We start from the raw sequence: 21,030 nt of genomic DNA on the forward strand, positions 1-21,030 counted from the left end.
CATGTTCGGCAATCCCTCGTATCCAACGTATCAGGCTTTTTTGGGGCTTGGCATCGCCGCTGCCATTGCGCTGCTGCTCATGCCGTGGTGGATCAAGCTGCTCAAGGTCGAGGGTATCGGCCAGCAGGTTCGTGCCGACGGCCCCAAGCGTCATTTGGTTAAGCAGGGAACGCCCACCATGGGTGGCGTTGTCATTCTCGTCGCGATTTCGCTGACCTGCCTGCTGATGGGCAAGCTCACCACCGAGCTCGTGCTCGTGCTGCTCGCCACGCTGGCGACCGGCGTGCTGGGCCTGATCGACGACCTGACCTCCGTTACGCATGGGCGCTCGCTCGGTCTGACGCCTCATGCCAAGATGATCGGCCTAACCATTATCTGTGTCACCTTTACGGTACTTGCCGTCAACTGGTGCGGCGTCGCCCCCGAGATTCGTTTTCCCGGCGGCCTGACGATTGACCTTGGCGTGCTTTCGACCACCATCTGCGGCCTTTCGTTCCCGTGGCTCTACATTGTCTTTTGCTGGCTGATGATCGCCGGTCTTTCTAATGCCGTGAACCTGACCGATGGCCTTGACGGTCTTGCCGGCGGCACCTCCATGATTGCCATGCTCGCCATGGCTGCCATGGCGTTTTTGCACGGAGACGTGAACCTGTCCATCTTCTGCACCGCGTGTGCCGGTGCCTGCTTGGGCTTTCTGTGGTTCAACTGCTATCCGGCGAGCATCTTTATGGGCGATACCGGCTCGCTTGCCCTGGGCGCCGCGTTTGCCTGCACGTCCATCATGACCAACACCGAGGTCGTCTCCCTTATCATCGGCGGCCTGTTTATCGTTGAGACCCTGTCGGTCATGATTCAGGTTGTCTACTTCCACTTTACGCACAAGCGCGTCTTCCTTATGGCGCCCATCCATCATCATTTCGAAAAGAAGGGCTGGGCCGAGACCAAGGTCGTCATCCGTTTTTGGATTATCGCTGCTGCCTTTGGTGCCGTTGGCCTTGCTCTGTTCTTCCAGTTGGGATAGTGGTCTTTCATGTCTCTTGCTGATGTCTTTAGCCTGCTCGTTTTGGGTCAGGGCAAATCCGGTCTCGATGTCGCCCGCTGGGCGCTGGCACATCCCGAGCGCGTAAGTGCCGTTACCGTGTATGGCGGTGGCACCTCTGAGCCCAATGACGCCACGCGTGCGCTCGAGGCTGCTGGTGCGTCGTTTGTCTATGGGACCGAACAGGTCGAGGGCGCCTATGACGTATGCGTGACGTGCCCGGGCATCTCGGAGTTCTCGGGCTTCTTTAAGGCTGGGCGCGAGCATGCCGCCCAGATTATGGGTGAGCCCGAGTTTGCCTATCGCCTGTCGCCCGATAACTGGATTGCCATCACGGGCACCAACGGCAAGACGACCACCACGTCGCTGACTGATTATCTGCTTAAGGCTGCCGGCGAGGCCAGCGTTGCTGTCGGCAACATCGGCGAGCCGCCGGTCAACGAGATTGACGGCCGAGCCCACAACGAGTGGTTTGTGGCTGAGCTCTCGAGCTATCAGATTGCTACGACAACCGAGCTCCACCCCCGCGTGGCGGTGCTGCTCAACATCACTCCCGACCACTTGGGCTGGCATAAGAGCCATAAGAACTATGCGCTTGCCAAGATCAAACTGTTTGACAATATGGTCGATGACGATCTGGTGGTTGTCGACGTCGAAGACGCCGGCATTCACGAGTTCGATGAGTACATCTACACGCCGGGTCGTCGCATCTGCAAGGTTGCCTTTGACGAGCCTGAGGGCGAGGATGCCGCCTTTGTGCGCGATGGCAAGATGATCGTGCGTCTGAAGGGTGTCGAGACCCCGCTCATCGCTACATCCGAGCTCAAGATCTCGGGCCATCACAATGTTATCAATGCCCTGTGCGCTGCCACGGCTGCCTTGGCAGTCGGTGCCGATGTCGACGGTGTCTGCCGCGGTCTGGCCTCGTTCCAGCCGCTCGAGCACCGCGTGGAGCCGTGTGGCGAGATTGACGGCGTGCGCTACGTCAACGATTCCAAGGCGACTAACACCGATGCGGTCGAGAAGGCACTGACGGCATTTTCCGATGACGACGTGATCTTGCTGCTCGGCGGCCACGATAAGGGCACGCCGCTCACGGACTTCGCGCGCGTCGTTATGGACAACGTGCGCTCGGTCGTCTGCTTTGGCGATGCGCGCGAGCGCTTCACCGCCGCTATGGACGAGGCTGATGTCGATGGCGATGTGGATATCGCCCAGGCGGATGACCTGCGCGACGCCGTGGACGTTGCCCGTTCGCTTTCGAGCCGTGGTGACGTGATCTTACTTTCTCCTGCCTGCTCTTCGTTCGATGAGTTCTCGGGCTATGAGGAGCGCGGCCGCGTGTTTAAGGACTACGTGGCTCAGCTTGCCGCTACAGCGAAATCACAAATGGAATAGGGGTTGCGGTGAGAGAGGAGAGCCCCCGACAAGGTATGAGGAGGCCCGACTCGGACCGTGCTTCCTCACGTCGCACCACACCGCGTTCCGGCCGCGGCGGGCAGTCGTTTAGCGAACGCTATATTGCCGGCGTTCCCGCCCGTATCATGCGTCCCCGTTTGATATTCATGGCCTGCTTGTTTACCTTGGTATGCTTTGGCCTGCTGATGGTGTACTCGGCGTCTTCGGTCGAGGCGCTGCACGAGAATGGCTCGGCGACGTTTTTTCTGGGTCGACAGGCCGCGTTTGCCGTGGTCGGTGTTCTGGCGCTGATTGCCATCGTGCGCGTTTTGCCGGACAGCTGGTTTGGGGAGGATGTGCTCAGGATCTTCCTTATCGGCATGATAGGGCTACTGCTTCTGGTGTTCTTGGTGGGCAGCGGCAGCCGCGGCGCCACGCGCTGGCTCAACATCGCCGGTATTCAGTTCCAGCCTTCCGAGTTTTTAAAGCCATTTGCCATTGCGTATTCGGCCATCATGCTTGATCGCTTCTTTTCGCCCGGTGGCAACATCAACGAATTCCTTCGCAAGATGGGCATCTACCTGGGCATTTCGCTCTTTCTGATCTTTATCCAGCCCGATTTCGGTACTGTCCTGATCATCCTGTTGACCCTCATGTGCATGGCGTTGTTTGCGGGTCTCGACCCCAGATTTATCATCGGCGTGCTAATCTTCGGCATTCTCGTGATCGTGATTGCGCTTGTCGCAGAGCCATACCGTATGGTGCGTATTCAGGTTGCCTTGAACCCTTGGGCCGACGAGTATGGTGACGGCTATCAGGCCACGCTTGCCATCATGGCCTTTGCCTCGGGCGGTCTGTTCGGCCGTGGCATCGGCAACTCAACCATGAAGTACTCGTATCTGCCCGAGGCACACAACGACTACATCTTGGCCATCATTGGCGAGGAAGTCGGTTTTGTCGGAACCGTGCTGTTCTTCTTGGTGTTTGCGATGCTGATCTACTCGGCGTTTCGCATTGCCGAGCAGGCGACCGATCGTCGGGGCGCGCTCATGGCGTCTGGCTCCGCGGTCATTCTCGCAGTGCAGTTTTTGATTAACGCGCTGGGCATCCTCAACGTGTTTCCCATGACGGGCAAACCGTTGCCGTTTATTAGCTACGGCGGTTCGTCGATTATTGTGTCGCTCATGCTTGCCGGGTTGATCCTGCGCGTTTCGTACGAGAGCGCCCGCCGCGATGAGTATGACCGCCGCCGTGAGAGCTTTGCCGTTATGGATGAGAGTACCGCCGGCGTGCCCCACGTGCGCGGCGAGCGATCTTCGCGTAACGGTTTTACCGTCCTGGATGGCTCTGCGACCGACCCCGCAGCCCGCCCGCGTCAGCGAACGGCGCCGCAAGGTCGTCCTCAGCGCCCCACTCCTCGCAATGCGGGCGGCGGATATAATCGAATCGATTTGAACTCAGACCCGTCGGCGCGTCTGCGTACCGACGGCCAGGGACCGCGTGTACGAAGGGACTACCATGACCGATAAAATGACCGTTGCTATTGCAGCCGGCGGCACGGCAGGGCACATCAACCCCGCGCTCGCCTTGGCCGAAGAGCTGCGTGACCGTGGCCACCACGTTGTGTTCGTGGGCCAGTCGCGCAAGCTCGAGGGTCGTCTGGTCCCCGAGGCTGGGTTTGATTTTGTGCCCATTACGGTCACGGGCTTCGACCGCTCCCGTCCTTGGACGGCGCTGACCTCGCTGTGGCGTGTCAACAAAGCCAAGCGTGCGCTCGCCAGTCATTTCTCAAAGGTCGGCAAGCCCGATGCCGCCATTGGTTTTGGTGCCTATGTCGAGGTTCCGCTGCTGGGGTGGTGCAAGGGCGCGGGCGTTCCGTATCTGCTGCATGAGCAGAACTCTGTTCCGGGCCTGGCCAACAAGATGATGAACTCCCACGCCGCCCGCGTGTGCATCTCGGTGCCGGCAGCGCGTTCGGTCTTTGAGCGCGAAGGTGACCCTGACCACGTGCTCATGACCGGCAACCCCGTACGTCGCTCGGTGATCGAGGGCGATCGCGCTCGCGGCCGCAAGGCACTTGGCGTTCCCGAGGACGCTACGCTGCTGCTCGTCTTTGGCGGTTCACTTGGCGCCCAGCACCTCAACGAGCGCGTGGTTTCGCTCAAAAACGAGCTGCTTTCGCGCAAGAACCTCTATGTGTTGCATTCGACGGGTGCCGACGGCTTTGAGGAGACCGAGCGCGCTTTGGCGCTGACGCCCGAGGAGGCGAAGCGTTACCGCGTCCAGTCTTACATCGACAACATGGGCGATATGCTGGCTGCTGCCGATTTGGTGCTCTCGCGTTCGGGCGCATCGAGCGTGGCCGAGATCGCTGCGCTCGCCGTACCTTCGGTGCTCGTGCCGTATCCGCATGCGACGGCCGACCACCAAACCACCAATGCCCGTTATCTGGTCGACGCCGGGGCCGGCGTGCTCTGCGCCGATGCCGATATCGACGGTTCTGCCTTTGCCGATGAACTGCTGCACCTGGTCGATGACGCGGCGGCGCGCGACGCCATGCGTCAGGCGGCGCGTGGTCTGGCTCAGGATAGGGCCGCCGCTCTTCTGGCGGATGCGGTAGAGGGTTTGCGTTAGTTAGACGGGATATCGTCGGTCGCCCTCGCGCTGATGCGGTAGGTGCGGTACAGTTAACGGGTTACAGGCAGTGTTTACGCAAGGAGTACACGAGCACATGGCTGATTCCCAGACTGCAACCTCCGCGCCCGAGTTTAAGAGCGCCCACTTTATCGGTATCGGCGGCGCCGGCATGAGCGGCATCGCCCTCGTTCTGCACGAGCGCGGTTATGCCGTTACCGGCTCCGACCTTAAGACGTCACGTTATATCCGCCAGCTTACCCGCGCTGGTGTGAAGGTGCATGTGGGCCATGAGGCCGCCACGATCGACGAGGTCAAGCCCGACGTGGTTGTTGTCTCCACCGCTATTCCGGAGTCCAACCCTGAACTCGTGCGCGCTCGCGAGCTTGGTATTCCCGTGTGGCCCCGTGCCAAGATGCTCTCTGCTTTGGGCCACGGCTACACCACCGTTGCTGTTGCCGGCACGCATGGCAAGACCACCACGTCTTCGATGTGCGCCACCATGCTCGACCGCATGGGTCTGGATCCGAGCTTCCTGATCGGTGGCATCGTCGAGGGCTATGACACGAACGGCAAGAACGGCTCGGGCGACTACTTTGTCGCCGAGGCCGACGAGTCCGACAGCTCCTTCCTGTTCCTGAACCCCAACGTGGTCATTGTGACCAACGTCGAGGCCGACCACCTCGATCACTACTCGGGTATCGAGGAGATCGAGGCAACTTTCGCCAAATTCATGAGCCTGGTGGGCGAGGACGGCACCGTCATCGTCTGCGGTGAGGACCCGCATCTGGTCGAGCTCGCCAAGTCGACGGGCCGTCACGTGCTTTCCTACGGCTTTGCCGAGAGCAACGACATCGTCTGCATGCACCCGGATGTCAAGGGCATCCAGAGCGACTTTATCGTTCGCTTTGAGGACGGCACTGAGCACGCTGTGGAGATCAAGAGCAATCCCGGTCGCCACAACATGCTCAACGCCACGGCGGTGCTCACCGTCGCCCATGTCCTGGGCCTTGACATCGACGCCGCCGCCAAGGCGCTCTCGAGCTTTGAGGGCGTCCGCCGTCGCTTTACCCACGTGGGCGATATCGATGGCATCACCGTGGTCGATGATTACGGCCATCACCCCACCGAGATCAAGGCGACGCTTGCTGCCGCTTCGTCGCTGGGCTACAAGCATGTCGACGTCGTGTTCCAGCCGCACCGTTATTCGCGTCTGCAGGCCCTGTGCGACGACTTTGCCGATGCATTTGCCAATGCCGATAAACTGCTGCTGATTGATGTGTTCTCGGCTGGCGAGATGCCCATTCCGGGTGTTACCTCTAAGATGCTCGCCGATACCGTGCGCGCCAAGCATCCTGGCAAGGAGGTCGTGTACTGCTCCAGCCGTCTTGAGCTCAATCAGGAGCTCGAGCAGATGGTGGGCGCGGGCGACCTGCTGCTCACTATGGGTGCTGGTGACGTTACGACCGTCGGTCCCGAGTTTATCGAGTATCTGACTGCCAAGAAAGACGCTTAAGTCTAATGGGTCTGTTTAACGCCGTCATGGCGCTCTCGGGTATGATCGACACGGATGTGATCGAGGACGAGCGCCTTGCGCGTCATACGAGCTATCGTATCGGCGGCAAGGCCGACCTCTTTGTGACGTGCCATAGCTATCATGCCCTCCGCCGCGCCGTGGCGGTGCTCGATCGCGAGCAGGTGCCGTGGGTCATCATCGGCAAGGGCTCCAATCTGCTGGTTGCCGATGGCGGTTATCGCGGTGCCGTCATTTCGCTCGGACGTGAGTTTCAGCGCACGGTTGTTGCCGATGACGGTTGTACGCTGACGGTCGGTGCGGGCGTGATGTTTGCGCGCCTGGTCAACGATGCCCTGTCGCGTAGCCTCTCGGGCCTTGAGTTTGCCGTTGGCATCCCTGGTTCGGTTGGCGGTGCGATATCTATGAATGCAGGCACACGGACCGAGTGGATTGGCTCGCTGGTTGAGGATGTCGTAACGTTTGACCCGGCATCCGGTATCAAGCATTATGCGGGGTCCGAGATCACTTGGGGCTACCGAGAATGTAGCCTTCCCCGCAATGAGATCATCCTCGAGTGCGTGCTTAAGCTTAAACCGGCGCCCAAGGTCGACATTCGCGAGCGCATGGAGCGGTACCTGACGAGGCGCAAGCGTACGCAGCCCATGGGTCGCGCATCCTGCGGGTCGGTCTTTCGCAACCCGCCCGATGCGAGTGTGGGCAAGCTTATCGAGGATTGTGGATTAAAGGGTTTTTCGATTGGCGGTGCGGAAGTTTCGCCCGTTCACGCTAATTTTATCGTTAATAACGGAACTGCCTCGGCCGATGACGTTGCCGCGGTTATCAGACATGTGCACGGAAAGGTGAGGGAGGCGTATGGCATCGAGCTCAGACCGGAAGTTAAATTCCTCGGCTTCTAGAGCATCGAAACCCACCTTCCGCCGCGCCGGAGGGCGTTCCGGCGCGCCTGCCAAACCTCAACGCAATACCATCGCGCACTCTAAGTCTGTCGGGCATGCTCGACAGACCAGTCGTCCGGTTGTCGGCTCGCAGCTCGGCAATCGTCCGGCCGCAAAAAAGTCCTCGCGTCCCTCGGTGACGTCAAAGCCTGTTATGGGCGCCAAGCCTGCCCGTCCTATGGCAACTCCTAAGCCCTCGACGGGAGCTAAAGCGGCGCGTCCGGGTCGCACACTGGGCGCATCGAAACCGCGCTCGCTGACATCGGTGCCGGCTACCGCCAAGAAGCCTTCGGGTAAAAAAGGCGTCAACCCGTTGTCTTCACTTAGGGCGATGGCAAATAAAACATCAGACGCCGCTTCTGTCGTTACAGGCAAAGGCAAAATCGTGGGCGGCGTTTTGGCCGTCTTGGCCGTGCTCGTCGTCGTTGCCATCGTGGTGATTAACTCTGGATTGTTTACCGCCACTGATATTCAGATTCAAGGCAGCGAGCATGTGACGAAGCACGATGCTATCCAGCTGATCGATTTGCCCGAGGGAACGTCGCTTTTTAACGTCGATCCCGACCAGATTACCGAGGACCTCAAGCAGAACCCGTGGGTCTCGGGCGTGGATGTCCAGCGTCAGTTCCCGCATACGCTCATCATTACGCCTATGGAGCGCAAGGTCATCGCAATTGCCTATATCAGCTCCGATGACCTTGCCTGGGCCATCGGGGATGATGACACCTGGATCGCCCCGCTGTCGACGTCGGTCGAAGTGGATGACCAGGGCAACGTCATCACGACGGGGCAGGGCTCAAATACCCTGACCGGCATTGATGCCGCGCTGGCGCTCGCTAAGCACTATGGCGCGGTGTTGTTGACTGATGTCTCGGCGGATGTCGCTCCGGTTTCCGGCCAGGCGGTGAGCTCCAAGGCCGTTAAGGCTGGCTTGGATTATGTGCGTGGTTTTTCGAGCGAGTTCTTGGGACAAGTCAAGGATATTTCCACGCCTTCGGTCGAAGCCATCTCGGCAAACCTCAATAACGGCATTGAGGTGTCGCTGGGTGATTCGAACGATATCGTCAAGAAGGAGCGCGTAGTCACCAAGCTGCTTTCGCAGGTAGAGGGCGTAACGTATATCAATGTGCGCTCTCCGGGTAACTATACATTTAGGAACGCTCCGACCTCGTAGCGCTGGTTGATGCTTTGTTGAGGGGTCATACCACGCCGTTTATCTGGTTTGTTTGGTTTTCACGGTCAATTATTTGACTGATACGTTCATAATGTGCAACCATAATACGGTTTACCTTTGCATTTACTTTCAACCTGAAGGTTAATGTGCGCGGGGTCGACCCATGCTATGGCTATAACCTTTGTTCGGAGGACCGACATGCACGAGACAGAGATCAACAACTACCTTGCCGTCATTAAGGTGGTCGGCGTCGGCGGCGGCGGTACCAACGCGGTCAATCGAATGATCGAAGAGGGCATCCGCGGCGTCGAGTTTGTTGCCATCAACACCGATGCTCAGGCACTCGCGATCTCTGATGCCGATATCAAGGTGCACATCGGCACCGACCTTACCCGCGGCCTGGGCGCCGGCGCCAACCCCGAGGTTGGCCGCAAGGCTGCCGATGAGTCCCGCGACGACATTGCCGAGGCGCTCGCTGGCGCTGACATGGTGTTCATCACCTGCGGCGAGGGCGGTGGCACCGGTACCGGCGCTGCTCCCATCGTTGCCGATATCGCGATGAACGAGGTCGGTGCGCTGACCGTCGCCGTCGTGACCAAGCCCTTCACCTTCGAGGGCCGCAAGCGCAAGAAGAGCGCCGAGGAGGGCATTAAGACCCTCTCCGATTGCGTCGACACCATGATCGTCATCCCTAACGATAAGCTGCTCGACATCGCCGAGAAGAAGACCACCATGCTCGAGGCCTTCGCGATTGCCGATGGCGTCCTTTCACAGGGCACCCAGGGCATCACCGACCTCATCACCGTCCCCGGTATCATCAACTTGGACTTCGCCGATGTTAAGACCATCATGAAGCAGGCCGGTACCGCCATGATGGGTATCGGTACCTCTTCTGGGGATACCCGTGCCGTCGACGCTGCCCAGCAGGCCATCTCCAGCCCGCTGCTCGAGAGCTCCATCGATGGCGCCACGCGCGTGCTGCTCTCCATCGCCGGTTCCAAGGACCTGGGCATCCAGGAGATCAGCGACGCCGCCGACGTTGTCGCCAACGCCGTCGACCCCGAGGCCAACATCATCTTCGGTACCGTTGTCGACGAGTCCCTGGGCGATCAGGTGCGTATCACCGTCATCGCTACGGGCTTCTCCGACTCCAACGTCAACCGTCAGGACGAGCTCTTTGCTGCTCAGCAGTCTCAGAGCAAGGCCGCTGCCTCCGCTGAGCCGCAGCGCACCGCTCCTGCCACGAGCCCGGCTCAGGCCGCTCCGACCCGCAACGTCGGTGGCACCGAGCTTCCTAACTTCGGCAACGATCAGTTCGAGCTTCCCGACTTCCTGAAGCGCGGTAGCTTCTAAGTCGTTCTTTGCATTGTTGTGCACAGGGGCGTGTCCGTATGGACGCGCCCTTTTTATTTCGACTTTGTAAACTAGAACCTCCAATCTCTTTACGTTCCCTTTACGATTGCCTCCAGCGCAGCAGGTATCCTTTAAGAGAAGTATGACAGCCGTATAAACGCGGGCTGTAGCGGCGATGCCGCGGTACTTGTGTTATTAGGAGGCTTTAGTATGGCAGCACGTGCGGACAACGTTTCGCGTGTCGACCATGATGGAGTTACGTTGGTGGAGGGCGCGACATCCGATGTTCGCTTTGCCTTCACCGAGCGCGCCGGTGGCGTTTCCGAAGATACGTACTCCTCACTCAACTTGGGCTCGCATGTTGGCGATGACCCCTTTGCTGTTCAAGAAAATCGTCGTCGTGCGCTCGAGGCTATGGGTGCCGCCGAGTGCGAGCACAACCTGCTCGTTCCCAATCAGGTCCATGGTGATCATATCGTTGCGGTGACCTCGAACGGCGCCGATGACCTTGAGGACGTCCGCGAGCAGATTGCCGAGGGCTGCGATGCCATCGTCTGTACGGCGCATAACGTGCCCGTGCTGCTCTGCTTTGCCGACTGCGTTCCCGTGGTGCTGGTGGCCCCTGGCGGATTTGCCGTGGTGCACTCCGGTTGGAAGGGCACGATTGCACGTATTTCCGCCAAGGCGTGCCAGGCGCTTTGCGATGCTGCCGGCTGCGATGCGAGCGACGTTTCCGCCTATATCGGCCCCCATATCTTGGGTGACGAATATGAGGTATCCCAGGAACTCATGGATCGCTTTGCCGCCGAGTTCTCGTGCATCGATGCGAGTACCTCTCGCATGCTCGATCTTTCCGCTGCCATTCGCGAGGCGCTGGTAGATGCCGGTGTCGACGCGGATAATATCGTGGATACCCAGCTTTCGACCGTGCGTCAGAACGACCGCTTTTATTCCTACCGTAACGAGGATGGCACCTGTGGGCGCCATGCTGCGATCGGCGTGATGCTATGAGAAAGATCGTATCGGTCCTGAGCGCCGCTGTGCTTACGCTTACGCTGTGCGCCTGTTCTTCGGGATCTTCTACCTCTTCCATTACCGTCGCTGGCTCCACGACCTGCCTTCCTATCGCTGAGATTGCGGCCGAGGGCTTTAAGGAGGAGACCGGCATCGACGTGCTCGTTTCCGGTTTGGGTTCTTCCGCTGGCATCGAGGCCGTCAGCGCCGGCACGGCCGATATCGCCAGCTCCTCCCGTGGACTCAATGCCGACGAACAGGATCTGGGCCTGACTCCCATCGTCATTGCCCACGACGGTATTGCGGTCATCGTGAACGACGACAACCCCGTCGATAACCTCTCGACCGAGCAGCTCCGCGATATTTACGCCGGCAAGATCACCAACTGGAAAGAAGTCGGTGGCGAGGACCTGAGGATCCAGGTCATCAATCGAGATGAGGCGTCCGGCACGCGTGAGGCCTTCCGCACCATCGTGATGGACGGCACCCCGTTCGATCGCCGCTCGGCCGTTCTTTCGGGCACGGGCCAGGTGCGCGACGTGGTATCTCGTTCGCGCGGTGGCATTGGCTACATTTCGCTGGGCTTCGTCGATAGCCTCAACGCCAAGACCTCGGTCAAGGCCGTCTCGGTCAATCATGTTGAGGCGTCCGAGAAGACGGTCGCGAGCGGCGGCTATCCCATCTCACGCGACCTTTACTTCTTTGTGAAGGGTGCGCCTTCGCAGCAGGCGCAGGATTACATCGACTATGTGACGTCCGAAAAGATGGACAAGCAGATTCGCGAGGCGGGCTTTATTCCCGTCACCAACGACGAGAAGGGGAGTGAGTAGCATGGAAGCACAGGAAAACTCCCAGACTGAGCAGAATGTTCAGACGCCCAAGAAGCGCGAGCTGGCGCTCGTATCGCACAGTACCTATATCAAGGAGAAGGCGCTGCAGTGGATCTTCTTTGCCTGCGCGTTCTTGGCGGTCGTTACCGTCATCCTGATTTTTGTCTTTACCACGTACTCGGCGCTGCCCGTCTTTACTGACATCGGTCTGGCGGACTTCTTTAGCTTTACGTGGGCGCCTTCCGAGGGCCACTACGGCATCTTGTCGCTGCTTGCCGGCTCGGGTCTGGTGACCGTCGGTGCGCTCGCCATGGGCGTGCCGCTGGGCGTGGGTACGGCCGTTTACCTGGTCGAGATTGCCAGCAAGCGCGTGCGCAAGCTCATCAGCCCCGCCGTTGACCTGCTGGCGGGCATACCCTCCATCATCTACGGCTTCTTTGGCATGATCATCATCCGCCCGTTTATCGCACAACTGACCGGCGGCCTTGGTTTTGGTGCGCTGACGGCGTGGTTTGTGCTCGCCATCATGATCGTCCCTACCATCACCACGCTCACCATCGATGCTCTCAATTCCATTCCCATGGGCATTCGCGAGGCATCGTATGCCATGGGCGCCACCAAGTGGCAGACCATCTATAAGGTCGTGCTACCTGCCGCGAAGCTGGGTATCGTTGATGCCATCGTGCTGGGTATGGGCCGTGCCATCGGCGAGACCATGGCCGTGCTCATGGTCGTAGGTAACGCCCCGGTTATTCCCGACAGCATTGCGAGCCCCATCTCGACGCTCACGAGCCAGATTGCGCTCGACATGAGCTATTCCTCGGGTCTGCACCGCTCGGCGCTGTTCGGCATGGGTGTGGTCCTGTTTATCATCTCCGCCACGCTGGTGGGCATCGTCCGTCTGATTTCCAAGAAGAAGAGGGGGTAGGCTATGTCCGATTCCGTTGACACGACGGTCGATACGACCTCGTCGCGCGAGCGCATCAAGCGTGCCCTTTCCCACGGCAAGAAGGGCCGCATCAACAAGGACCTGTCCAACAAGATCATGCTTGGCGTGTTCCGTGCCGCTGCCTACATCACCACGCTGGTGCTGGTCGCTATCATCGCCTACGTGGTCATCAACGGCCTGCCACACATCTCGCTCGACTTTATCTTCGGTTGGCCCCAGGGCGTCAACGCCGAGGGCGGTATTTGGCCCACGATCGTCTCGACCGTCTACGTGACGGCGCTCGCCATGCTTATCTGCACGCCGATCGCTGTGCTGGCAGCCGTCTATCTGGCCGAGTACGCCAAGCAGGGCAAGGTCGTCGAGCTCATTCGCTACGCTGCTGACGCTTTGGCCTCGGTGCCCTCCATCGTTATGGGTCTGTTTGGCTACGCCTTGTTTGTCGAGGCCATGGGCTTGGGCCTTTCGATGGTCTCTGCCGCCCTGGCACTCGCGCTCTTGATGCTTCCCATCGTCATGCGCACCACCGAAGAGGCCATTCGCGCCGTTCCGCGCTATATCCGTTGGGGCGCGTACGGTCTGGGCGCCACCAAGTGGCAGGTTGTCTCCAAGATCGTGCTTCCTTCTGCCTTTGGCCGCATCGCCACCGGCATCGTCCTCGCCATCGGCCGTGCCATTGGCGAGACCGCGGTGGTGCTCTACACCATGGGGCAGGCCATCAATCTACCTATTTCGCCGCTCGATTCCGGCCGCCCCATGACGGTTCACCTGTACCTGCTTGCCAACGACGGCATCAACATGAACGCAGCCTACGGCACCGCGCTCTTGCTGATGGTGATCATTCTGGCCTTCAACCTGTTTGCGCGCTTCCTGTCGCGCAAGCGTCGCTAGTTAAGGAGTCCCATGTCCGTTTATCAGTCCGCTCCCACGCTGGAGCAAGCGGCCATTACGGCCAAGGATTTCAACTTTTGGTACGGTGACTTTCATGCGCTGACGGGGCTCGACCTCAACATCGCCAAAAACGCCATCACCTCGTTTATTGGCCCTTCGGGCTGCGGCAAATCGACGTTTTTGCGCTGCATCAACCGCATGAACGACCTGATCGAGGGCACGCGCATCGAGGGCACCATGACGCTCGACGGCAACGATATCTATGCCGAGGGTGTCGACCCGGTCGATCTCCGTCGTCGCGTGGGCATGATCTTTCAGCAGCCCAACCCGTTTCCCAAATCCATCTACGAGAATGTCGCCTTTGGCCCTCGTCTGCAGGGCGTGACTAGCAAAAGCGACCTCGATGACATCGTGGAAGAATCGCTCAAGCGCGCCAACCTCTGGAAAGAGGTATCCAATCAGCTCAACAAGGATGGTTTGGCGCTCTCGGGCGGTCAGCAGCAGCGTCTGTGCATCGCGCGCGTGCTTGCGGTGCAACCCGATGTCCTTCTGATGGACGAGCCCTGCTCCGCCATCGACCCCACGTCCGTCTCTAAGGTCGAGGATTTGATGGCCGAGCTGGCGCCCGAGATGACGATCATCATCGTCACGCATTCAATGCAGCAAGCAGCTCGTATCAGCGACTACACCGCATTCTTCTTGCAGGAAGTTGCCGGCGAGCCCGCCACACTCATCGAGTATGGTCAAACCGACGCGATCTTCACCAGCCCGGTGGACTCGCGGACGGAAGACTATATCACCGGCCGCTTTGGCTGATCGGTGCGACTAGTCCCAAGCCGATCGGACCTGGTCCGGTGCGTATTCACTGTGCGGGCGGCATGACCGCACCCAACTGATTGGAGTGAACCATGCGCAAACTGTTTTCCCGTCAGCTCATCGAGGCCCGCCACGAGATGCTGAGCATCTACGAGGCCGTCGATCTGGCCCTCCACGATGCCGTGAAGGCCTATGTGACCGACGACCGCAAGCTCGCCACCAAGACCAAGAAGCGCACGCTTTCGATTGACGCGCGCTGCGCCAACCTAGAGGCCGTCTGCTACAACCTGATTGCCACGCAGTCGCCGGTCGCCTCCGACTTCCGCTTGCTGCAGACGATTATCTACGTCGACTTTAACCTGCAGCGCATGACCGATAAGGTTCGCCAGATCTGCCGCGCTACGCGTCACATGGTCAAGGCCGATATCTCGCTGCCCAAGGAGCTTGCCGGCACGGTCGAGGCCGAGGCTGAGGCCGTCTACCAGGTGCTGGGCTCTTCGCTTTCCGCGCTCGTCACCAATGATATGTCCATCATCTGCAACTTGGCCGTCGAGGACGAGCCAGTGCACGCCGCCTACGAGAAGTTTTTCCGCACCTTTAACCGTATGGATACGGGCGACTTTATGGACGACGACAGCAACTATGACGATCTGCGCCGCGCCATCATGGTTTCGCGCTACCTCGATCGCATCGCTTCGATTTCCATCGATGCCGCTTGCCGTCTGACCTTCCTGTTGACTGGTCAGCGCATGAATGCCGGTGATATCGCCCGTACAGACGAGGATGAGCTCGAGAGCATGCGCGTGCCTTCGGGCGAGGGTGTTATCATGAGGCCCGCCGTCGACGCACGCTACGTTGCCAAGGTGCCCGTTAACGAGGTCAGCGAGGGTCTTCGCTACCTGCTCGATCATCTTGAGGATGAGGACGATGGCGAGGACGACGAGGAGTAAGTAACCCCGTTCGTCGAAAGATTGTAAATACCTAAGTGAGCGCGGCCTTGCACATGCGGGGCCGCGCTCTTGCGTTAGCATGGGACTACTTGTTTGGCTGTCAGCGGAGGCGATTGGCAATGGATAACTATTTGGACTTGATGCGCGCTCGCCGCGAGCAGATTCTGGAACGTTTTTATGCGGCGCTCGATCGCGCGGGCCGTCCCCACGACGCCGCGAGCCTCATTGCCGTGTCCAAGACCGTTGGTGTCGATGAGACCGTTGCCGCCATCCAGGCGGGGTATCGCCATTTTGCCGAGAATCGCCCGCAGGAGCTGGTTCGCAAGCTCACGGGTCTGGCGGAGCATCCGGAGCTGCCCGAGGTGCGCTTCGATATGATCGGCAACCTGCAGACCAATAAGATCAATGCGGTGCTGGGCCCAGCCGAGCTGATTCACTCGGTGGGTTCGCTGCATCTGGCGCAGGCAATCTCGAGCCGTGCTGTCCGCAAGATTGAGGCAGGCGAGCTCGCCGGCCCCCAGCGTGTGCTCATTGAGGTCAATGTGAGTGGTGAGGAGTCGAAGGGAGGCTTTTCGCCCGATGAGATTCGCGCCGCCGCGGGTGAGCTTGCGGAACTTGAGGGAATTTGCGTGCAGGGGCTTATGACTATGGCGCCCCGGGGGAATAAGGATGTGGCACGCCGCACCTTTGCGGGGCTTCGTGAGCTGAGGGATGAGCTGGAGGCGGCGCATCCCGATTTGAACCTGCCTGAGCTTTCCTGCGGCATGAGCGAGGACTTTGAGCCTGCCCTTGAGGAGGGCTCTACGCTCGTTCGCCTGGGCAGGGTAGTATTTAGCCCGGAGTTTGCAGTAAAATAAGGCTCTGAAGTGCGCACTGATTATCGGGGCGCCTGCACTAAACCGCGAGAGGACACAACCATGGGCTTCCTTGACGAGATTAAAAATAAGATGCACCTGGGCGGCCAGCAGGGTTACGACCAGGGTTATGGCCAGGACGACGACTACGGCTACGATGACGGCTATGACGATAGTTATCAGGGCAACGGCTACAGCGGTGCTTCGGGCGAGGGCTTCTACACCCAAGACGAGCCGAGCAACGGCCTGCTTGGTCAGACGCGCCGTGGTGAAGCTGAGTCGGTTGCCGTGTATACACGCTCCGGGCAGCTGGTCGGCGATGACTCCCGCCATGCCACGACGTATAACCCGCCTTCGCGCTCGCAGGACAGTGTTGCGAGCGGTTATCGTCCTGGTGCCTATGACACGCCGTCGAGCTACGCCGAGAACACCCGCGCCCGTGCCGCCGCTACGCCTGCGCCTGCACCGAGCGATGCCTCGGCCTATGCGAGCAATATCATCAACGCCACACCGCAGCTGCCGGCCTATGTCCTGCGCCCCGAGAGCTATGACGACGTGGAGACCGTGGTGCGCCGCGTTCGCACCAAGCAGCCTGTCGCACTGATTTTTGTGGGCGTACGCACCGAAGTTGCCAAGCGCGTCTTGGACTTCTCTTACGGCTTTGCCTGCGGTCTGGGTGCCACGGTCAAGGAGGTGGGCGACCGCGTGTTCATGGTGCTGCCCGCCGGTTGCGAGGTCAAAGATTCCGATCTCAAGAAGCTTCGTGCAGACGGCTACCTCAAGTAAAGACAAGACGAGGAGATTCCCATCAACATCTACACTATCGTCCAGCTGGTCAACACGCTGTTCAACTTCTATTCTACGCTCATTGTCGTCTACTGCTTTATGACGTGGATTCCCATGAAGCAAGGTGGTTTGCTTCAGGATATTGCCGCGGTGCTTGATAGCGTGTGCGGTCCGTGGCTTAACCTGTTCCGTCGTTTCATCCCGCCGATGGGCGGTATCGATTTTTCGCCGGTCGTTGCGATTATTGCGTTGCAGTTGGTGCAGAGGCTGGTTCTGCAGCTTCTTATAGGTATACTCGTGTAGAACTGACTTAGTAACTTACGTCGGGCGTGTAGCGCCGAGGCGATGAAAAAGGAGACTTGTTATGGCTATTACCCCTGCAGACATCCAGGCTCAGACTTTCTCTGAGGCCAAGCGTGGCTACGATCCTGCCGAGGTCGACGTCTTCTTGGAGACGCTGTCCTCCGAGGTTGACGCTATGCTTGCTAAGATCGTCGACCTTAAAGGTCGTCTGACTGCTACCGAGCAGCAGCTTGCCGATGCGCAGGCTCAGCTTGCCCAGGCTCAGGATGCCCCCGTCCAGGCCGTTCCTGCCGCCCCCGTGGCTGCTCCCACCCCTGACTTCTCCGCTCAGGAGCGCCAGATTTCCGCTGCCCTGATCGCTGCCCAGCAGACCGCTGAGACCATCGTCAACGATGCCAATGAGAACGCTGAGCGTATCCGCAACGAGGCTGACGCCAAGGCACGCGAGGTTATCCGCCAAGCTCTGACCGAGAAGCAGGCCGAGCTCGAGGAGATCGATCGTCTCAAGGCTTCCCGTGAGGAGTTCAAGGCCGAGTATCTCAAGCTCATCCAGCACTTCATGGACGATGCCCAGAACTCCTTCCCGGCCGACCTCATGGCCTCCACGCCGGTCGGTTCCGCCGCTTCTCCTGCGGTGACTGTTCCCGCCGAGCCGCTGCCCGTCGCTGATCCGGTTGTCCCCGTGGCCGATCCCTTCGCCCCGATCGACAACTTCGCTGCCGACGACCTGGACTAACATTCGGCCTACAATTTAGTGCCTAGAAAGGACCCGCAGCTTGCGGGTCCTTTTTTATGACTGTGCCGGGGTGCGTAACATAAAAACCGAGCCCTGCACATAGTGGCGCAGAACTCGGCGAACGGGTGAGCGGTCAAGGGTAGGTTTTAAGGCATGTCCCAAAAATCTACTTGAGGAGGAAGTCGGAGAGGGGAATGGTGCGGGCCTCGCGATGCTCGGGATCGGCGATGTGGTCGGCGGGATAGCCACAGACGAGCATGTGATAGGGATAGACGCCCTTGGACAGATTGAACTGCTCTTGTGCCACCTCAGGCTTAAAATGGCACACCCAGCACGTTCCCAGGCCCTGCTCGGTGGCCTCCATCATCATCTGATCACACACGATGGACGTATCGATTTCGCTGGAATTCATCTGGTCATAGGGGCGCACCCAAGCGTCATCGGTAACGCTGCAAATAAGGAAGACAAGCGGAGCCCCAAAGATAGACCCATCACGAGCAAACCGAGGCTGACAAGCAGCAGCCTTCTCCAGAAGCTCAGGCGTATCCAACACCATCACACGGGTTGGATGGTTATTACAAGCAGAGGGAGCAATACGCCCAGCCTCAACAATGGCATCCACCACAGCCTGCTCCACAGAACGATTCTCAAACTCGCGACAAGAATACCGAGACCGAGCCAGATCCAAATACCCCATAACCAAACCCTCCAAAGTCAGCAAATCAATCCAAAGTAAACCAAAGGGTACCCAAAGCCCCATCCACCCAAACGTTTAAGGCGGTCCCAAAGTTCCCCATCGGGCTCAAAGGCCCTGCCAACAAAAGCCCCATCACTTTCAAAGTATCAGCCAAAGTTTCAATGGCGGTACGTAAGGGAGCGGGCCCGACCACTAATACCTTTTGAACGACTCTGCTTGCAGCCGGAGTGAAAAAGGTATTAGTGGTCGGGCCCGCGACCGGTGGGACACGTACCCCCAATTAACTGTTCTTCATGACAATCGAATCCACGACATCGGCCACATTCTCGCAGCAGTCGGCGCAGTACTCCAGGAAGGCGTACACGTCACGCCAAGCGATGACCTCGAGCGGGTCCTTGCCGTTAACGTGCAGGTTGCGCATGGCGTTGATGTAGAGCTCGTCGGCCTCGGACTCGATGGTGTTGATCTGGATGACCAGTTCGCGCAGCGTTTTGGACTTGCGGTAGTTGGGCAGCTCGACCATCAGGTCCTTCATGGCGCGGCAGGCATCGGTTACCTTGTGGGCGATGACGATGGCGTCGGGATGGATGCTCTGGATGTTGGTGAAGTAGACGCGCTGCACGACGCCCTCGATGCGGTCGAGTACGGTGTCGAGCGAGCAGCTCATCAGGTCCAGATCCTCGCGCTCAAGCGGGGTGATAAAGGCGGTGAGCAGGGCGTCTTCGAGCTCATGGTGCTTCTTGTCTGCCGCATGCTCAATCGCATGCATCTTATCGAGCATGTCGTGGATCTGCGCGGGGTCAAAGTTCTCAAAAATCTTGGTGAGCAGCTCTGCGGCCTGGACGGCGAGGTCGGCGCAAGCGACGTAGTTGTCAAAGTAGAACGAATCGGGTTTCTTTGCCATGGGTGGGTCCTTTCGAGGCGAAGACGGGTGGGCGAAGCATTGCAGTCCGGATGGACGCTCGGTTTGACTAGATGAACATCATGAACAGCTTGGCCATGACAAAGCTGATGAGTCCGCAGGCAGGGAAGGTGAAGAACCAGGTGAACATCATGTCCTTGACGACGCCAAAGTTGATGGCCGAAAGGCGCTTGACGGCACCGACGCCCATGATGGCGCAGGTCTTGATGTGGGTGGAGGACACGGGGATGCCGGTAAGGGTGGCAAGCAGCAGGTTTGCGGCGCCCGCCAGGTCGGCGGAGAAGCCCTGGTACTTTTCGAGCTTGACCATGCTCTGGCCGACGGACTTGATGATGCGCTCGCCGCCCACGCTGGTGCCGATACCCATAGTGGCCGAGCACAGCAGCATAATCCAGATGGGGATGCCTGCATCGCCGACGCTCGTCTGGCCGCTGGCAAAGGCCACGCCTAAAAAGAGCACGCCGATGAACTTCTGTCCATCCTGCGCGCCGTGCATAAAGCTCATGGCCGCGGCGCTCGCGATCTGAGCGTATTTAAAGAAGACATTGGCACGTCGCCTGTTGGCGGCGGCGAAAAGAATCGAGACGAGCTTGCACAGGACCCAGCCCATGACAAAGCCCAGGCCGATGGAGAGCGCCAGGCCGTAGATGACCTTCATCCACTCGTGGACGTTGACGCTGCTCGCACCGCCGAGGGCGATGGCGGCACCGGTCAGGCCGGCGATAAGGCTGTGGCTTTGCGAGGTGGGGATGCCAAAACGCGACGCTGTGGCGCCGTAGACGACGATGGAGAACAGCGCCGCGCAGAGGCAGGCGAGCGCCATGGTGCTGTTTCCGCCAAAGTCGACGATATGTGAGATGGTGTTGGCGACGCTCGCGTTAAAGTGCGTCATGATGAGCACGCCGAGGAAGTTGAATGCGGCGCTCATGAGAATGGCGGCGCGGGCGGGCATGCAACGCGTAGTGACGCAGGTCGCGATGGCGTTGGGCGCGTCGGTCCATCCATTGACGAAGATGGCGCCCAACGCGAGGATCACGGTGACGGCAAGGACTGGGTTCGACACAATTTGGCCGAGGAAGGTTGAGAACGTTACGTCCATATATGGGCTTTCTCGAAGTTTGCAGACACGTTACAAAAACATGATAAATCGTATCACCTCCTGCGGGTCTCTTTACCGAGTTCTGATGGGAGAAGTGAACTTTTTGGCACTAAAAT

Annotated in this window: 21 protein-coding genes; 18 read left to right on the forward strand and 3 right to left on the reverse strand. The window is 59.4% G+C overall.

All coding sequences use genetic code 11. The features are described from left to right. Nucleotide 1: 1 nt before the first annotated feature. The 18 genes from mraY (at nt 2) to AAAX77_RS03780 (ending at nt 18,196) form a co-directional block, all read left to right on the forward strand. Complete coding sequence (mraY, locus tag AAAX77_RS03695) at nt 2–1,021, forward strand: phospho-N-acetylmuramoyl-pentapeptide-transferase (RefSeq protein ID WP_006234262.1); 1,020 nt, start codon at nt 2–4, stop codon at nt 1,019–1,021. Nucleotides 1,022–1,030: 9 nt separating this feature from the next. Beyond that, nucleotides 1,031–2,437, forward strand: a complete 1,407-nt coding sequence (murD, locus tag AAAX77_RS03700) for a UDP-N-acetylmuramoyl-L-alanine--D-glutamate ligase (protein ID WP_349104817.1) — start codon at nt 1,031–1,033, stop codon at nt 2,435–2,437. Nucleotides 2,438–2,472: 35 nt separating this feature from the next. After that, the gene (gene ftsW / locus AAAX77_RS03705; RefSeq protein ID WP_349104819.1) at nt 2,473–3,966 is read left to right on the forward strand and encodes a putative lipid II flippase FtsW; all 1,494 of its coding nucleotides are present in this window, start codon (nt 2,473–2,475) and stop codon (nt 3,964–3,966) included. Continuing rightward, nucleotides 3,956–5,071, forward strand: coding sequence for an undecaprenyldiphospho-muramoylpentapeptide beta-N-acetylglucosaminyltransferase (gene murG, locus AAAX77_RS03710; RefSeq protein ID WP_349104821.1), 1,116 nt, complete (start codon nt 3,956–3,958; stop codon nt 5,069–5,071). The genes ftsW and murG overlap by 11 nt, the downstream gene beginning before the upstream one ends. Before the next feature lie 97 nt (nt 5,072–5,168). Further along, nucleotides 5,169–6,587: a UDP-N-acetylmuramate--L-alanine ligase gene (gene murC, locus AAAX77_RS03715; protein ID WP_148332204.1), complete on the forward strand. Its 1,419-nt coding sequence runs from the start codon at nt 5,169–5,171 to the stop codon at nt 6,585–6,587. 5 nt (nt 6,588–6,592) lie between these two features. After that, on the forward strand, nt 6,593–7,504 hold the full coding sequence (gene murB / locus AAAX77_RS03720) for a UDP-N-acetylmuramate dehydrogenase (protein WP_349104823.1): 912 nt from the start codon (nt 6,593–6,595) through the stop codon (nt 7,502–7,504). 424 nt (nt 7,505–7,928) lie between these two features. Then, nucleotides 7,929–8,717, forward strand: coding sequence for an FtsQ-type POTRA domain-containing protein (locus AAAX77_RS03725; protein ID WP_022094490.1), 789 nt, complete (start codon nt 7,929–7,931; stop codon nt 8,715–8,717). A 198-nt stretch (nt 8,718–8,915) separates the two neighbouring features. Beyond that, the gene (gene ftsZ / locus AAAX77_RS03730) at nt 8,916–10,070 is read left to right on the forward strand and encodes a cell division protein FtsZ (protein ID WP_022094491.1); all 1,155 of its coding nucleotides are present in this window, start codon (nt 8,916–8,918) and stop codon (nt 10,068–10,070) included. Nucleotides 10,071–10,280: 210 nt separating this feature from the next. After that, nucleotides 10,281–11,081, forward strand: coding sequence for a polyphenol oxidase family protein (locus AAAX77_RS03735; protein ID WP_349104824.1), 801 nt, complete (start codon nt 10,281–10,283; stop codon nt 11,079–11,081). Next, nucleotides 11,078–11,914: a phosphate ABC transporter substrate-binding protein gene (locus AAAX77_RS03740; RefSeq protein WP_349104826.1), complete on the forward strand. Its 837-nt coding sequence runs from the start codon at nt 11,078–11,080 to the stop codon at nt 11,912–11,914. Before AAAX77_RS03735 ends, AAAX77_RS03740 begins: the two co-directional genes overlap by 4 nt. A gap of 1 nt (nt 11,915) precedes the next feature. Further along, nucleotides 11,916–12,842, forward strand: coding sequence for a phosphate ABC transporter permease subunit PstC (gene pstC / locus AAAX77_RS03745; RefSeq protein WP_152067753.1), 927 nt, complete (start codon nt 11,916–11,918; stop codon nt 12,840–12,842). A gap of 3 nt (nt 12,843–12,845) precedes the next feature. Further along, on the forward strand, nt 12,846–13,751 hold the full coding sequence (gene pstA / locus AAAX77_RS03750; RefSeq protein WP_006234250.1) for a phosphate ABC transporter permease PstA: 906 nt from the start codon (nt 12,846–12,848) through the stop codon (nt 13,749–13,751). Nucleotides 13,752–13,763: 12 nt separating this feature from the next. Next, nucleotides 13,764–14,567 (forward strand): phosphate ABC transporter ATP-binding protein PstB, encoded by an 804-nt coding sequence (pstB, locus tag AAAX77_RS03755; protein ID WP_055309817.1) that lies wholly within the window; start codon nt 13,764–13,766, stop codon nt 14,565–14,567. Between the two features lie 92 nt (nt 14,568–14,659). Further along, nucleotides 14,660–15,517: a PhoU domain-containing protein gene (locus tag AAAX77_RS03760; protein ID WP_349104828.1), complete on the forward strand. Its 858-nt coding sequence runs from the start codon at nt 14,660–14,662 to the stop codon at nt 15,515–15,517. A gap of 119 nt (nt 15,518–15,636) precedes the next feature. Further along, a complete protein-coding gene (locus AAAX77_RS03765; RefSeq protein ID WP_349104830.1) occupies nt 15,637–16,374 on the forward strand; it encodes a YggS family pyridoxal phosphate-dependent enzyme in 738 nt (245 codons plus the stop codon). A 60-nt stretch (nt 16,375–16,434) separates the two neighbouring features. Beyond that, nucleotides 16,435–17,157 carry a cell division protein SepF gene (locus tag AAAX77_RS03770; protein ID WP_349104831.1) on the forward strand — a complete coding sequence of 241 codons (723 nt, stop codon included), beginning with the start codon at nt 16,435–16,437 and terminating at the stop codon, nt 17,155–17,157. Nucleotides 17,158–17,214: 57 nt separating this feature from the next. Next, nucleotides 17,215–17,460, forward strand: coding sequence for a YggT family protein (locus tag AAAX77_RS03775; RefSeq protein WP_227790178.1), 246 nt, complete (start codon nt 17,215–17,217; stop codon nt 17,458–17,460). Between the two features lie 61 nt (nt 17,461–17,521). Further along, nucleotides 17,522–18,196 carry a DivIVA domain-containing protein gene (locus AAAX77_RS03780; RefSeq protein ID WP_349104833.1) on the forward strand — a complete coding sequence of 225 codons (675 nt, stop codon included), beginning with the start codon at nt 17,522–17,524 and terminating at the stop codon, nt 18,194–18,196. Between the two features lie 166 nt (nt 18,197–18,362). Here AAAX77_RS03780 and AAAX77_RS03785 read toward each other — a convergent pair whose 3' ends face one another. The 3 genes from AAAX77_RS03785 to AAAX77_RS03795 form a co-directional block, all read right to left on the reverse strand. Next, complete coding sequence (locus tag AAAX77_RS03785; protein ID WP_349104835.1) at nt 18,363–18,893, reverse strand: nitroreductase family protein; 531 nt, start codon at nt 18,891–18,893, stop codon at nt 18,363–18,365. A 280-nt stretch (nt 18,894–19,173) separates the two neighbouring features. Then, nucleotides 19,174–19,797 carry a DUF47 family protein gene (locus AAAX77_RS03790; RefSeq protein ID WP_055309822.1) on the reverse strand — a complete coding sequence of 208 codons (624 nt, stop codon included), beginning with the start codon at nt 19,795–19,797 and terminating at the stop codon, nt 19,174–19,176. A gap of 67 nt (nt 19,798–19,864) precedes the next feature. Next, nucleotides 19,865–20,914, reverse strand: coding sequence for an inorganic phosphate transporter (locus tag AAAX77_RS03795; protein WP_117640318.1), 1,050 nt, complete (start codon nt 20,912–20,914; stop codon nt 19,865–19,867). Between the last annotated feature and the right edge of the window lie 116 nt (nt 20,915–21,030).

The organism is Collinsella sp. CLA-ER-H6, assembly GCF_040092305.1.
In the GTDB taxonomy this organism is placed as follows: domain Bacteria; phylum Actinomycetota; class Coriobacteriia; order Coriobacteriales; family Coriobacteriaceae; genus Collinsella.